Source organism: Mesorhizobium sp. XAP4, assembly GCF_029269325.1.
GTDB classification, from domain to species: Bacteria; Pseudomonadota; Alphaproteobacteria; order Rhizobiales; family Rhizobiaceae; genus Mesorhizobium; species Mesorhizobium ciceri.
In genome coordinates this window covers 1-14,582 of record NZ_JARIXW010000011.1, presented here as the reverse complement: position 1 = coordinate 14,582, position 14,582 = coordinate 1, and the positions used below count along the sequence as shown (strand labels likewise).

Genomic DNA, 14,582 nt, shown 5'->3' with positions numbered 1-14,582 from the left:
GCAGCTAGTTCTCCGCCCGTAGTAGCGCGCGTGATAGCCGAGACGCTCCGGCGTGCGCTCGCTCTTCGAAGCACCCAGCGCCTCGTCCATCTCGGCCTCGAGCATCTCCTGCATCACGGCGCGAATCACCTCGTGCAATCCATCCGGCTTCGAAAGCAAAATGTCGTTGACGCTGCTATGGCGGATTTATCTTCAGGCTTGGTCCTGGTGGCGATGCTGAGTTCGCTTCGCTGAGATTGGGCGGTCATGACAGGGTGGTGTTCAATGTCACCGATTCCTGGAAGAAATTACCATCCGTATTAAGCGACTGACGATGAGTGATGTGTGTCCAAAATCTGACAGCTGTCAGAAAACATGTCGGGTTCAATACAGCGGAGCGTCTTAGCTCTGTCGGGCTTTTCGAAGCCTATCTCGCAGTAACTGCGCGCCAGGCGCACTAGCTCGGCCTTTGCTGGTCGATGTGCGGCAATATAGTGTGAGGGCTGACCCGCATGAGAACACGGAACTCGCTCGATGAAGGATGATCGACGGCATCCAGAAAGCTTCTCTCCGGCGGGTTCGAGGGTGCTGCGCGCGCATCTCGGCGACGGGCCAGCGATCGACGATTGAGGCTACATCTCCGGAGCGAGTGATGCCTCGAAAATTGCAATGCTGTCTCTGGTCCGACGCGCTGGAAGTTTGTGAAGAGTCGGCCCGGCAAATCGGCGAACCGGTCGGCTTAGGCTGCGAAAAAGGGTAGATGGCCGCGTTGCCGCGGTAGATCAACATGCGGTGTCAGAAAGCCAAAGCCACACGTACACTATCGTGGCGCTTCGCAGGAGGTAGATGGGAGTAATCACCAGTGATTTTACCGGAACTTCGCTCAGCAAACACAGCCGGCAGGGTTTTGGAGATAACGACGACCACGGGATGTGTCGTAGGATGTTCATATTGTCCCCAGGACAAGTTCGCGGTCCGGCAAAGAAAAGTGTCTCATACGAGTCATCTGGGTCTTGAAGATTTCAAGCGGTGTCTGGCCCGCGTACCGACTTCCGTCGACATTGGTTTTGCGGGATACTCCGAACCTTGGCTCAATCCGGACTGCACCGAAATGGTGGAGCACGCCTTCGCCAAAGGCCATGGCATCAGGATTTTTACGACGCTGGTGGGAATGAACGGGCAGGACCTGCAGCGATTGCAAGCCTTGCGCTTGGGCGTATTCGTGGTCCACGTTTTCGATGACGGCACCTACATGAACAGCCGCCTGGTCGGAGACAAGTATCGCGATCTGGTTCGTCAACTCGTCGACGCGGACATCCCCTTGATCCGATTCGTGGCCTTGGGCGAGCCCCACCCAGATATAGCCGACATTATTCCTACCGAAGCCCTGATAAAAGCGCGGCCGGTGAGCAGTAGGGGTGGAAGCGTCGACCCTAAGATCGTTGCACCACGTCAGCCAGTGGTCGGAGCCCTAACCTGCGTGGACGCACGACAGTATCGGAATGTTCTTCTTCCAAACGGCGACGTTACCCTGTGCTCTATGGATTTTGAACGGCGTCACGTATTGGGCAACCTTCTATATGAGGGTTATTCCGCTCTGTTTGAAAAGCCAGTTTTTCGCGAAATCGTCGACCGCATGAATGGAGCAGATGGTTTTCTGCTTTGCAGGATGTGTGAATTCGCCGACCCAAACGACCGGACCTGAGTGCATGCCGGCCGAGAGGGCGTGCCTGGCAGTGCGGATGGCCCCACGACAGATGCACCTGCCCGCGACGCCATCGTGTTTTCACGTTACGCCAGTATGTTCCTGTAGGCGCGGCAGTGGGCCTCGAGCATTTCGGAGACGAGCTCATCGAAAGGTCTTCGCCTTCCAACCGAGCTTGTCGGCCTGCCTAGCTTGAGGTAACGCCGATCACAGGTCAACCATCGGTCGGATGGAAACAGTGTTAGTCGATCCCGATCAGAGCTTGATTGCTTACTCACGGCTCACCTCGTCAACGCCTTCACCCTCCCGGACGATCTCCTTTTCGACTCGCCCGAAGGCAGCAGCCCCAGCTGCGGCCGGGGGATGGTTGCCGTCGCGGTGTCGGGCGAATTGAGAAACTGACCCCCTGACGAAATGAAGAACTGACCCCCTCGGTTATGAGAGGAGGCATGAATGACGATTGGGATTTCGGCGATTCCTGCATTGTCGAGAACGATGCAGGGAGAGGAGATGCTTCAGCCTGAAGAGGTGGCAGCGATGCTGCGGCTGCATGAGCTTGGCTGGGGAGCGAAGCGGCTGGCGAAGGAATTCGGGTGCGCGCGCAACACGGTGCGTCGGTATCTGCGCGAAGGCGGGACTGTTCCGTTTCGCAAGCCTGTGCGGCGGAGCGCGTTTGACGGGCTAGACGATTGGCTGCGGGAGCGCTTCTTCCGCCATGGTGGCAACGCCGATGTGGTGCGCCAGGAACTGGAGAGCGAACATGGGATCGTCATAGGGCTTCGGTCGGTGGAGCTTCGGGTGCAGGGTTGGCGTCGGGAGTTGAGGGTGCAGAAGCGCGCAACGGTTCGGTTTGAGACGGCGCCGGGACATCAGATGCAGATCGACTTTGGCGACACGCGGGCGTGGATTGGCGGCGAGCGTGTTCGGGTGCACCTGTTTGTGGCAACGCTGGGTTACTCGCGTCGGCTGCATATCCGTCCCTCGCTTCGGGAGCGCCAGGCGGACTGGTTGGAGGGGATGGAAGGAGCCTTCCTTCGCTTCGGCGGGGTTCCAACGGAAGTGCTGTTCGATAATCCGAAGGCGCTGGTCGAACATCACGATGCGGCGACGCGGGAGGTGCGCTTCAATGTGCGGCTGCACGCCTTTGCCCGCTACTGGGGATTTACGCCACGGGCTTGTGCGCCCTACCGGGCGCGTACGAAGGGAAAGGACGAACGCGGGGTCGGCTACGTCAAGCACAATGCGATTGTCGGCCGCCGGTTCGAGAACTGGGCGGCGTTCGAGGCGCATCTGGAACGGTGGACGCGCGAGATTGCCGATCAGCGTGTGCATGGCACGACCGGGGTGGCTCCTGCGGAGCGCTTTGCCGAAGAAGACATGGCGCTCCGCCCTCTGGGCGGACGGGCGCCGTTCGGGCAACTGCGGGATCTCGTGCGCAAGGTCCAGGCAGACTGCGCAATCGACCTGGACACGAACAGTTACTCGGTTCCCTGGCGGCTGATCGGGGAGAGCGTCCAGGTCGTGGTGCTGGGCGGCCGCGTTATCGTGCGTCATGCGGGCGAGGTGGTGGCGGATCATGCGTTGTGCCGCGGACGTCGCCAACGGATTGTCGAGCGCGCGCATCTTGCCGGCGTGGTCGGCGCTGCTGCGCCGGTGCGATCGGCGCCGGTGGATATCGTTGCGCCTTCCGCTCTGTTGCGGCCGCTGGCCGAATATGAGGCACTGGTGGGAGGCAGCTGGTGATGACGACGGTCGATCACGAGATGCTGGTGGCTCAGCTCGACCGGCTGAAGCTGACCGCGATCCGGGACCAGCTCGATACGCTGCTGGACGAAGCGGCGCGTTCGCAGATGATCTTGCGCGAGGCTTTGGCCTTCCTGGTGACCCGCGAGATCGCGCGGCGCGACGAGCGGCGCATCTCTATGGCAGGCAAGATCGCGCAGTTCCCGTTTGTGCGCGAACTCGATGGCTTCGACTTCGACGCGCAGCCGTCGCTGGATCAGCGCCAAATCCGGGAGCTGGCGACCTGCCGCTGGATTGCCCATGGCGACACGGTCCTGTTCCTTGGACTTCCGGGTACGGGCAAAACACATCTGGCGGTGGCTCTCGGGCGCGAGGCGATCCGGCAGAACCATAGCGTCCAGTTCGTCACGGCGGCCACGCTCGTGGCGATGCTGGCCAAGGCCCATGACGACGGTTCACTCGAAAAGCAACTGACGACCCTGTCGCGGCCGAAACTGCTGATCATCGACGAGCTCGGCTATCTCCCGTTCGAAGCCAATGCCGCACATCTGTTCTTCCAGCTGGTGTCGCAGCGTTATGAGCGGGGATCGATCCTGATCACCTCCAACCGCTCGGTGGGCGAATGGGGCAGCGTGTTTGGCGATCCCGTGGTGGCAACGGCGATCCTTGATCGCCTGCTTCATCATTCGACAGTGATAACGATCCGTGGCGACAGCTACCGGCTTCGCGAAAAGCGTCGTTCCGGCCTATTGCAGAAGGCCGGAACGACGCTCGGTACCAACGAAACCGCAAAACAATGAGGGGGTCAAATCAGTTCGCCCAGGGGGTCAAATCCTCACTTCGCTTGACACGCGGTAGTGGACGTTCTCGAAACCGATGCGGCCCTTCGCCAGCGCGTCTCCCGGTTGCTTCCGCCTGGCTTACGAACGGGCTTTCCGTCAAGGGCGCCCGCGGCGGCCCGCCCTCTTGACCCGGCGGCTCGGGCCAATCATCTCGCGCAAGAGATCGGAATCCGCAGTCTTCTCCAAGAGAGCGCGGCTTTCGCTGTGTCATCGGTCATCAAATAGTTTCTTGAATCAGGTTGGTGTCCGCAGCCCGAGGTTGAACGGCGAATATTGATGACCGCCGCGAAGCCGCTCGCTCGCTACGGCGCTATTGAGGAGCGCGCTCGCGAGCGGCTTCTCGCTACCGCCGAGCTACACAACCTCTGGCGACGCGACCCCGCTGATCTCCTGGGACTCATCCATTGTCCGGAGGCGCTATGGGTAGCGATGGGTGGGTACGTCAACTACCTGATGCCATAGTATCCATGCTTTCGCGGAAGCTTTAGAAGCCATCTTATTGCAGCACCTTCTCCGAAGGCGCCTGAATGGAGGGCAACGCAACCTAATAATAGTCGATGAGGATCCCAGCAACAAATCTGCCTCCGGCATTCCGCTTCAATGTTAAGCGACGAACATCTGCCGCAAACCACTAGCCATTAAACAGCTCTCTTTTTTGAACGTCTATGTGCAGAGGACTTAATATGGACACCGACACTTTCACGGCTCATGAATCTAACGTTCGTCGTTATTGCCGGGCGTTCCCCACCGTCTTTACGAAGGCCCTTGGGGCGACGATTTGGGACGAGACGGGTAAGCCCTTTATCGATTTCCTGGTGGGTTCCGGCGCACTCAACTACGGGCACAACAATCCGGATATTATGGCGCCAGCGATTGAATATCTCGTCGGGGAGAACATTCTTCTGTCGCTTGATATGCATACGGCGGCAAAGCGTGACTTCATTGAAGGGTTCGTCGATTGGATCCTGAAACCCAGAGGCCTTTCGTACAAGATTCAGTTTCCTGGGCCGACCGGCACGAACGCCAACGAAGCGGCGCTCGCGCTGGCGCGAAAATACACGGGCCGCTCGAGCGTCATGGCCTTTACGAATGCGTTCCACGGCATGTCGCTCGGCTCTCTAGCGGTGTCGGGCTCGGCCTCAACCAGGGAACTGGGAGGCGTTGCTCGCCACGATGTGATCCGTGTTCCCTATGACGGTTATCCGAACCAAGCATTCGATTCCGCCAGTTACATCGACAGCGTTTTGAGCGACCCGGGGAGCGGCATAGAAAAGCCTGCCGCAATCATTCTGGAGACCATCCAGGCAGAAGGCGGCATGAACGCCGCATCCGCAGCTTGGCTCACGGAAATTCAGCGCATTTGCCGTACTCACGGCATTGTTTTTATCGTCGACGATATTCAGGCGGGTGCGGGCCGAACTGGCGATTTCTTCTCATTCGAGTCCGCGAAAATCGAACCGGATATTGTGTGTCTTTCCAAGTCACTAAGCGGTTCAGGTAGTCCGCTGTCCATCGTTCTGATTCGACCCGACTTGGACATATGGAAGCCCGGAGAACATAGCGGGACCTTCAGAGGCAACAATTTCGCCTTCGTGACGGCAGGAGCCATGTGCAAGATGTGGTCGGATAGGAAATTTACTGCAGGTGTCGAGCGGACAGCCGTCAGGCTGCAAACGCACCTCGATCGCCTGGTTGCGAAATTTCCAAGATACATCGAACAGAAGCGCGGCCGCGGTCTGATGGCCGGCCTGAAATGCCGTTCACCGGCAGTTGTCGGCCGCGTGCACGATGTCGCATTCGAAAATGGCCTTCTTATCGAATCCTCGGGGCCAAATCGCGACGTTATCAAAGTCCTCCCACCGATAACCATCACCGATGCCGAACTCGATCGTGGCATCACCATCCTTGAACACGCACTACAGGAGCAAGACAATGTCTAGTCAGATATCTCAAGTGCCAGCCATCTCGCCGGTTTCGATCAAAGAACGGACCGGGTCGATCAACACGTCGGAGATCATCTCGGTCCTGAAAGGTGAGCTCACCGCTCTGCACATCAAGCAAGCTTTCAGCACCGAAGTAGCCGAGGAGATCACTACGAACTTTATTGGAAGCTCCGGTCTCAGAGAGCGTAAAGATGGTGTGCCCGGACAATATGTCGGCGCATCTCACTACAGAAAGGATGCAGCCACCTATTTCGCAGACGCCGAAAACGCGCGGCCGTACGTCGATGCCCTTTTTAAGAATTTGGTTGACCCGGTTCGAGCAGTATTCGGGGCGTTGAAGCGAGAGCTTCACAACCAGGGAATCGAATTGCGGCTAGCCCGTTCCGAACACGGCCAGGCCAATGTTTGTCGCGGCCTCAGTTGGTCGGGCACAGGCACCTTTTCCTTGGATCCCCACGACGACGTCGCTCAAGTCTTACGTGCTGGCGATGATTACGAGCTTTCTGCGGTGGCGCACAATACGGTCGCAGCGCTCAACCTCTATCCCAGCATGCCTGAGCAAGGCGGCAATCTGAAGCTCTGGAGCCACAAGCCGACGGTTGCGGACCGGATATCGCAAGGTGTGGAGACCACTGGATATCCCTATTCGGCAGCCTATCTGGAGGCCGTCCCTTACCGCGAGTTCGAGCTCAAAACTGGGGATATCGCCCTAATCGATGGCGGCTTCGTTCACGGGGTTACCGGTCAATCAGGCGACGGAAAGCGTCGCCTGGTGCTGAATTGCTTTTTCGGATTTGCCCGGCCTGACCTTGTTCTCTGGTGGACCTGAAGTTGGACGTCGCACCGTAGACCTTGATCAGCATGGTCGACGAGGCACATCTCGACGAATTGCGCCAGCTGCGGCTGGTGCGGGCGCTGGCGGTGGGCATCCAAGAGAACTGGCTTGAAGCGATCCGTCTGCGCGAGCTCACGAAGGAGAGCCTGAGGGCATTGGCCGCCTGAGCACCGCCCGTGTGTCCGCCGCTCCGCTAGACGGCGGCTGCGCGGCGGACACTCAACGTCACCACTGAATGCCACGCCATTTTAGCAGAACTTGACGCACACAACTCACCAGGCGACGCCGCATCGCAGAGTGCAGGGCGCTCCAGATGGTTGAGCCGGAATCTTCTCGTCCATCACGCGCGCCACCTCCTGTTGACCGGTGCGCGAGGCTGCTCTCAGATTTTGCAGCCGCCGATGGGCCGAGGACTCCACGACATAACGCTCGTCTACGCCAACCTCGCCGAGGTTCAGGCGCACTCTCAGCTTTGCCGCATCAGGAGCGTCTCTTCGGCCAGCGCCTGCCATGGTGGCATCTGCGCGGTCTTCGCATCGTACGGTTTGAGATCGAACTGATATGGTGTGCGCTGGCGCAGCATGAACTCCTCCGATGGCGCGTGGTCGGCCCTGGTGCTGTGCCCCGAACCTATTCGGCCGTTCCGTCCTGCAGCAAGTCACCAAGACCCCAAAGTACTGGCGTAGTTGCGCCACGCGATTCAGACCGCGCCCGCAGCGGAAAACCTCCCGGTCAGCCTTCTCGATCACCTCATGAATGTGAACACAACCCCGGCCCGAGGATGCGATGGACGAAAACTCGCGTTCCGCAGGTCCGTGGGCGTTGTGTCATCGTGTTGTTCACACTGCGAGGCCGCATTCGTGGGTCGACTATGAGACCCGGCAGCCATAACGGGATTATTGGCGCAATCCGGGCTCAGCGGCCTTACATTACAGAAAAGACCGAGACTCTAATCGTCGCCTGACGACACTTCGGCGGCGCTCACCGCTTCCTCCAGTTCGATGATCCCGAGGCTTACCGCCTTCATAGCAGCGACCGTTCTGCTGCCCGTGTCCAATTTCCGCATTACGTTTTTTATGTGAAAATTCACAGTGTTTTCGGACCTGTTAAGTATTCGTCCTATCTCCCACGACGATTTCCCTCTGGCTGCCCAGAGTATGCACTCTATTTCCCTTGCGGAAAGGACGGGCACTTCTTCGAGTTGGGGGCGTTCCATAATCCCTTCTCCGCAACCGTTTGCACCGAATATTGCGAGCGGCGCACAAAGCTGCGGCTAAGGCTCGGCGCGCCGTCCTTGGCAGGTCGGCGTTAAAGCTTTAGCACGGAGTTTCCCCTCGGTGAGTTATCGGAACGTAAAATTATATTGATCTTTATATTGCACAACTTCAAAATGGTGAAACATCTTATATTCTGGATAGTTGTGAATGGGATTACCGAAAGTCTGTCCGACGCAGTTGATAAGGTGGGCTTGGCTCTGGCCCGCCCGCCAACCCGACGGGAGGACGAACATCTCCCGGGCAATCCTTTCGACTTGCATTGGGAAAATCAACCTCACTTCCGGTCCTCGTCGCTTGAATCGGCGGTCCTCGCGGTCGCGTGTATGTCGCGTCCGAGGCCTTCTTGGAACCTGCCGGATGCCACATGCCAAGGGACAACGCGGTGTCGACCGGCAGCTAACGCAGGGCCAGCAGTGTTGCCGGAATGGCGGCAGCTCAAACGGTTAGCGTAGCGAGAGTGTCACATAGTGCCACCGAAACTATCGCCAACCCGAGCCCACTCCAGAGAGTTTGAAACTTGGTCGTTGATAGTCGCTCAGGCGCTGAGGCTCACGCGTGTTAGAGGCTCTCGAATGTGTAGTATTTGGAAACCTCCATTCACCGGGCCGATGAGACGTTCATACGGCATCTGATTCCGGCTCAGATCAGTCTGGCGATACGGTCCATGATCGAGAGTCGGCTTTCGCCACAGTATTCTCACCGGGCGCCTGCACTGATGAGGCACGAACCGTCTTCAACAGTTCGTCTCGCGTCAGCCAAACGAGCCAATCGTCGTCATCTATCCCGTGCGCGGGCAAGTGCAGGACTGATCCGTGTGGCTCCTGATGTAGATACCCATACTGATCGACAACGCCTTTTTGGATGTGCCAATCGGCAACCAGCGCATAGATGAAGTCCGGCGACCATTTAGCCCAGGCTAGTCCAAATGCAATGCGACCGATAAAGGTAGAGAGACCGCGGCCTCTGAAGTCCTCGCGCAACCAGATGTCGCCATGATAGGCGACCAGCCCAGTCATGCTGCGGCCAGTGGGCGCATCGCAGCGAGACGAGGAACCAGACCCGGCTATGAAGGTAGGATCCGCGAACCAGGCTCTCAACGACCCAAGGTGCTCAGCAACGTCTGTGTTGGTTAGATGATATAGACGCATTGCTTGTACATGCGCTACTCTTCCATCCTGATCACGCCCGACGATCCAAAAGGCCTTTCCAGGCGGAAGATAAGAACAGTCGGGACGGAAGCTTGGATACGTCGGTGACTTCCCGGGAAGTCTGCTGGTGATCCCAACGTACTCTTCAAAATCTTCGCCCATGGTAATATGAAGGCCCATCTTGCGCCCCAACTCGTCTGCCGCACAGATGCACCTCGCAAGCTCTAGGGTCGTGACGTTGCTCTGCATGCCGATGCCCTTCAGTGCGCTGAACACACGGTGACTTCTAGAGCTTGCGGGAAAGCACTGATACTACGGCATCTAGTAGTTGACGCGTCCGCTTATAGGCGGGAATGACTTTTAGCATGACGAACAGCAAGCGCACGGAACATAGGATATCCTTCGGGATCGTCGCTCGTCCGAGCGCCACGCCGTTAAAGGCGGGCCGCACACGGTCTCGCCAGGGGTGGCGTAACGTGCCGGCGCGAGCTGGAAGAAGATCGGCTAGGTCGCATCGGTGCGATGACTGCAAGATAGCGGCTAAAACTTGACGAAATTGCTCACGCGGCCGTCTCGACATTCATTCCGCTTGTCATCCTAGCTGATTCTCGGCCTCTTACCAACTACTAGGGTGTAGTGTGGATTTCCTACGGCACCAGCACGTATTTAGCTGTCTGACGAGTGATCCTCTGCTGGGGGGCCTAATAGTGCCCGTTATCCCTCGTCTGAGCATCATGTGAATAGTGGGAGGCTTGTGTGGTTTTCGATTATATCGTGATCGGTGGCGGTTCCTCTGGATCCGTCGTAGCGAGCAGGCTCTCCGCCGATGGACATCGCGTACTGCTCATCGAAGCCGGTCCTGATACGCCCCCGAATGCCGTCCCTGATGACATCTTGGAAGGCAATCCAACACGTGCTTACTTCAATCCTGATTATCAATGGCCTTTACTCGACGCGACCACAGTCCGGGATGGCCGCAAGCCCATTCATTACGAGCAGGCCCGGGTGATGGGCGGCGGCTCCAGCATCAATGCTCAGGTGGCCAACCGCGGTGGTCCCGAAGACTACAATGACTGGGCCTCGAGCGGTGCAGCGGGCTGGAGTTGGGAGGAGGTTCTACCCTACTTCCGTCGCCTCGAATGCGATCTGGATTTCGGCGGCGAATTTCACGGCAAGGCTGGTCCGCTGCCGATAAGTCGGGTGCGGCGATCAGACTGGTCCGGCTTTATCCGAGCGGTATCGAGAGCGTATGAAAATGAGGGTATTCATTTCAGGCCGGACTTCAATGGTGGTTTTGGTGACGGCTACTCCGTCGTTCCCTTGACCAACCGAAACGGCCACCGCGTTTCCGCTGCGATGGCCTACTTGTCCGAGAGCGTCCGCTCTCGACGCAATTTGACAATCTTGCCGGCAACGACGGTTGTGCGTCTGGCCTTTTCAGGCCGCACCGTCACGGGGGTCGAGACGGAAAACAACTTCGGCCAGCAGTCGTATCTCGCTTCAAGTGTGATCCTCTGCGCCGGAGCTGTCCACTCCCCCACCATATTGATGCGCTCCGGGGTCGGCCCGGCCGAGCAACTGACAAATCTCGGTATTCCGGTTGTGGCAGATGTAAGAGGTGTGGGCCAGAACCTTCAAGAACATCCAGGGATCGCCGTTTCTGCGTATTTGAAACCAAGCGATCGCATGGCGCCCAATGTGAGCGGCCACATCCAGATGCACGCCCGTTACTCGTCGGGCTACAATGGGTGCCCGTCGACGGACATGGCAATATCGGGAGTTGCGAAGTCGGCCTGGCACCCGCTGGGCAAGCGCCTCGGCTCCCTCTATTTGTGGGTCAACCGAGTTTACTCGACAGGAACGATCGTGCTCAAGGATCGCTCTCATACCGTAGAGCCGCAGGTAGATTTCAACTGGTTGAGCGACAAGCGGGACGCCGATCGACTGAAGCACGGATTCTGTTTCATGGCCCGCCTACTGAAGCAGGATTCCCTGTCGGCGGTCGCGCTTGACCCTTTTCCCTCAGCTTGGAATGCACGAGCGAAGCAGGTCAGTAAGGTCAATTGCGTTAATTACGGACTCACCTCGGTGCTTGCTTTGCTTATGGACAGTTCTCCACGCTTGCGCCGCGCCCTCATTAGTCATGTCATAACCGATGGTCATAGCATTGCAGATCTGATCAAAAACGAGGAGCATCTCGACCGATTTGTCCGACAGAATGTGACCGGCAATTGGCATCCGACTTCGAGCTGCAAGATAGGGCAAGCCTCCGACCCTGCTGCGGTGACTGATCCGTCGGGCCGGGTTCGGGGCGTTTCGGGTTTGAGGATTGCCGATGCTTCGGTGATGCCGTTCTGCCCCCGGGCCAATACAAACATTCCAACGATCATGGTGGCTGAGAAGATGGTTGACGCAATTTTAAAAGAAAACCGGGAATCATCAGCGAAAAGGTGATCAAAAAACTTCTTGTGGCCGGATTTGTTTTTGGCCAAGCGATCGAGGTTTATGAGCTGTCAAATGCCAGACAAGTCCCGAAGAGGTAGAACTTGCCGTTGCTTTCACTCACACAAGCTTGGCAATTCCGTCCCTATCAACATGCATACTGATGCTTGCTGTTGCGCATTGCCAACGCACTGGAACGTGGCGGTCATTCGCCTGTATCAACATCGCAAGGCGATACGGGCTGGGTGTACGGCGTCCACACCCTGGCCAGCGTGAATTTGGGCAGATCTCGCGCAGATCATCGAACAGGCTTTCGCATTTGCAGGAAAGTGCTCATCGTCCCTTCGAGGGCGGTCACAAACCTCGCCTGCTACGGATGTTCAGGGACCGTTAAGTCCAATTGTACAGTAATTTCGCATATTCTTAACATATTTTCTGTTGCGCCGGTGGGTAATCTAGAGGATATTCGCTTCGACAGAGAATAGATCTGTGAATGTAAAACAAGCTTTTGGCTTAAGTAGCCCCACAGGGGCACAGCACCGACGGAGGAGCGACTATGACTACGCTACCGCAAATCTCATTGGCGAAACTGTCATCCGATGCAACGCGACGTGAAGAGCAACAGCGATTATGCACGGCCTGCGAGGAGTACGGATTCTTCTACCTTATCGAGCACGGAATCCCGAAAGAACAGATTACACAAGCAATCGATGCTTCCCGGCGCTTCTTCGCGTTGCCCCTGGCTACGAAGGAACGCTATGGTCACGCCTTTCAAAACGTCCACCCCACCACCGCCCGTGGATACAGTCCGTTGCACGGTGAAATGCTGCATCCCGAGGCCGGACCGGACCCAAAGGAAATGTTCGACCTCGGTATCGAGAATGAAAGCGACCGGCGTCCATTTGCCGGACGCACACGCCTTCCGGACGACGCCTTAGCTCCAGGTTTCGCGCGGAGCCTCCTAGCTTTGCAGGCCACCGTGCTTAATGGCGTCGTCCCGCCGCTCGGGAACGCGCTGGCCGACCTGCTCGATATGGAAAAAGGCTGGTTCCAACGCCATTTCAGCCCGCCGACGGTTCTGCAACGCGTGATCCGATATCCGTCTACCGGTGGCGCGGCCGCTAAGCATACCGACAATGGTTTTTTCACGCTGCTGCTGCAGGAGGAACTCCCCACGCGATCCTTGCAGGTGTGGTTCCACGGGCGTTGGATACCGGCGCCGAGCCTCCCCGATAGTCTCGTTGTCAATCTGGGCGACATGCTTCAGGTGTTGAGCGATAACCGGTTCAAGAGTACGCCGCATCAGGTCGTGCACATTGGTCCGGCCGAACGAATTTCCCTGCCCTTCTTTATCTATCCCGATATCGATGCTCGCCTGGCTTCGCGGCAAGGCAATCACACCTTTGGTGTCGCGGAGATGATGCTGCGAAACTACGAGTCAATATGGGAAAAGGGGAATGGGGCCGGGCGCGCGCGTGAGTTGCAGTAGGTGTTCGGCTTTATGAAACGGGAGCAAACTGCGGCGACGATGTAGCACACCCTGACGTGAGCCCTAGAAGAACTCTCTGAGTGCCGCCGTCGCGTAACGCGGCGGCCTCTAGGCCTTTGGAATGAGGCACGCTGGGACTGCCAAATTGTTTAGATTGCGCCGAACGAGATCCTAGCGCTGCGCTGAGGCGAGGATTTCTGACGCGGAAATTGAGCGATTAATCTGGATGCAAGGAGATAATTACAACCAAAGGGAGTGTTTGTCTGGGTCGAGCCGTGCCCGCACGAGCACTCGCGAACGCTCCGGTTAATATCTTTGTCAAACCGTCTGAACTCCAGCTTGGCCTCTGGAACTACTTCGCTACCGGAAGGCCTCTTTTCATCTGTCAGGCACCGCTCGTTCGCCGCGGACGGAAGCCATTTTTGTGGTCCTCTTCTTTGCAGCGCTAGTCTCGCCTGACAGGGTCAACCTCAAGGCCGACGAGGCGCATTCGAGATCCTGACAATCTTCAAGGAAATGAGAAAAGCCAATGTGCGCGAGGCATGATTTCAACAACGCATTAGAAGTAACGCAGAATTGGATCAGCGATCTGATGTGGAGACTTCGCTGGCACGATCGCGAGCGGGTCTACCAAGCTCTGATTGCAACGCTGCACGCCCTGCGCGACTGCCTGGATCGCGACCATGCCGTTTACATGGGCGCTCGGTTGCCGGCTTTGCTTCGCGGCTTCTACTACGAGGGGTGGAATCCCGGCCGCCGCGCCAACGCCAGAGACCGGAATTCGTTTCTCGACCGGATCCACGACGGCGTCCATCGTGACCCGGCGGTGAATCCGGAAGAGGTTGCCCGCTCGGTCATAGCCCAGTTTGTGGACCGCCTGCCTGCAGCAGAGGTCAAAGGTGCCAAGTCCGCCATTCCAAGAGGGCTGCGTAACCTTTGGCCAGTCCAAGACGAAGCGGGGCACTGAGCGCTCCGGTATCAAGGATGGGCTGGAAAGTCCCAGTCGTATCGAGGCGCGATTTGAACCCGCAGGACGAGGGGCACCGCCGCATCATGAGTCACGTGAACGCATGGATATGAACGTCATCTCACGATCGGTGGGACAAGCGGCCAAACAAAACGTGAGCTGGGAGGAACTACGGTGAAAAAGTGGAAACACGACGAAAGCAGGAATGACCC

General features: G+C 57.8%; 10 protein-coding genes and 2 pseudogenes. 9 read left to right on the top strand and 3 right to left on the bottom strand.

The window, feature by feature from the left end:
- Positions 1 to 12: 12 nt before the first annotated feature.
- A pseudogene (locus P3C39_RS31000) lies at positions 13 to 248 on the bottom strand (transposase); the annotation flags it as partial.
- Positions 249 to 967: 719 nt separating this feature from the next.
- Between P3C39_RS31000 and P3C39_RS30995 the strand changes: the two are divergent.
- From P3C39_RS30995 to P3C39_RS30970, 6 genes are all read left to right on the top strand, one after another.
- The gene (locus tag P3C39_RS30995) at positions 968 to 1,684 is read left to right on the top strand and encodes an SPASM domain-containing protein (protein ID WP_275954918.1); all 717 of its coding nucleotides are present in this window, start codon (positions 968 to 970) and stop codon (positions 1,682 to 1,684) included.
- Between the two features lie 453 nt (positions 1,685 to 2,137).
- A complete protein-coding gene (gene istA, locus P3C39_RS30990; protein WP_275954917.1) occupies positions 2,138 to 3,427 on the top strand; it encodes an IS21 family transposase in 1,290 nt (429 codons plus the stop codon).
- Positions 3,427 to 4,227 (top strand): IS21-like element helper ATPase IstB, encoded by an 801-nt coding sequence (gene istB, locus P3C39_RS30985; protein WP_275954939.1) that lies wholly within the window; start codon positions 3,427 to 3,429, stop codon positions 4,225 to 4,227. Before istA ends, istB begins: the two co-directional genes overlap by 1 nt.
- A gap of 725 nt (positions 4,228 to 4,952) precedes the next feature.
- A complete protein-coding gene (ectB, locus tag P3C39_RS30980) occupies positions 4,953 to 6,209 on the top strand; it encodes a diaminobutyrate--2-oxoglutarate transaminase (protein ID WP_275954916.1) in 1,257 nt (418 codons plus the stop codon).
- On the top strand, positions 6,202 to 7,041 hold the full coding sequence (locus P3C39_RS30975) for a hypothetical protein (RefSeq protein ID WP_095489413.1): 840 nt from the start codon (positions 6,202 to 6,204) through the stop codon (positions 7,039 to 7,041). Before ectB ends, P3C39_RS30975 begins: the two co-directional genes overlap by 8 nt.
- A gap of 23 nt (positions 7,042 to 7,064) precedes the next feature.
- Positions 7,065 to 7,214, top strand: coding sequence for a hypothetical protein (locus P3C39_RS30970; RefSeq protein WP_275955459.1), 150 nt, complete (start codon positions 7,065 to 7,067; stop codon positions 7,212 to 7,214).
- A gap of 782 nt (positions 7,215 to 7,996) precedes the next feature.
- On the opposite strand, the pseudogene P3C39_RS30965 reads toward P3C39_RS30970, so the two are convergent.
- Positions 7,997 to 8,242 (bottom strand): annotated as a pseudogene (locus P3C39_RS30965) (helix-turn-helix transcriptional regulator); the annotation flags it as partial.
- Positions 8,243 to 8,968: 726 nt separating this feature from the next.
- A complete protein-coding gene (locus P3C39_RS30960) occupies positions 8,969 to 9,748 on the bottom strand; it encodes a hypothetical protein (protein WP_275954915.1) in 780 nt (259 codons plus the stop codon).
- Positions 9,749 to 10,228: 480 nt separating this feature from the next.
- Between P3C39_RS30960 and P3C39_RS30955 the strand changes: the two genes are divergently transcribed.
- The 3 genes from P3C39_RS30955 (at position 10,229) to P3C39_RS30945 (ending at position 14,370) form a co-directional block, all read left to right on the top strand.
- Positions 10,229 to 11,926, top strand: a complete 1,698-nt coding sequence (locus P3C39_RS30955; RefSeq protein WP_127382838.1) for a GMC family oxidoreductase — start codon at positions 10,229 to 10,231, stop codon at positions 11,924 to 11,926.
- A 544-nt stretch (positions 11,927 to 12,470) separates the two neighbouring features.
- The gene (locus P3C39_RS30950; RefSeq protein ID WP_127382839.1) at positions 12,471 to 13,403 is read left to right on the top strand and encodes a 2-oxoglutarate and iron-dependent oxygenase domain-containing protein; all 933 of its coding nucleotides are present in this window, start codon (positions 12,471 to 12,473) and stop codon (positions 13,401 to 13,403) included.
- A gap of 529 nt (positions 13,404 to 13,932) precedes the next feature.
- Positions 13,933 to 14,370, top strand: a complete 438-nt coding sequence (locus tag P3C39_RS30945) for a DUF2267 domain-containing protein (RefSeq protein WP_127382840.1) — start codon at positions 13,933 to 13,935, stop codon at positions 14,368 to 14,370.
- Positions 14,371 to 14,582 lie beyond the last annotated feature (212 nt).

Excerpts from the sequence above, each read along its gene's own strand:
- istA (WP_275954917.1), top strand. The coding sequence starts at position 2,138 with ATGACGATTGGGATTTCGGCGATTCCTGCATTGTCGAGAACGATGCAG.
- P3C39_RS30945 (WP_127382840.1), top strand. The coding sequence starts at position 13,933 with ATGTGCGCGAGGCATGATTTCAACAACGCATTAGAAGTAACGCAGAAT.
- P3C39_RS30950 (WP_127382839.1), top strand. The coding sequence starts at position 12,471 with ATGACTACGCTACCGCAAATCTCATTGGCGAAACTGTCATCCGATGCA.
- istB (WP_275954939.1), top strand. The coding sequence starts at position 3,427 with ATGACGACGGTCGATCACGAGATGCTGGTGGCTCAGCTCGACCGGCTG.
- P3C39_RS30975 (WP_095489413.1), top strand. The coding sequence starts at position 6,202 with ATGTCTAGTCAGATATCTCAAGTGCCAGCCATCTCGCCGGTTTCGATC.
- ectB (WP_275954916.1), top strand. The coding sequence starts at position 4,953 with ATGGACACCGACACTTTCACGGCTCATGAATCTAACGTTCGTCGTTAT.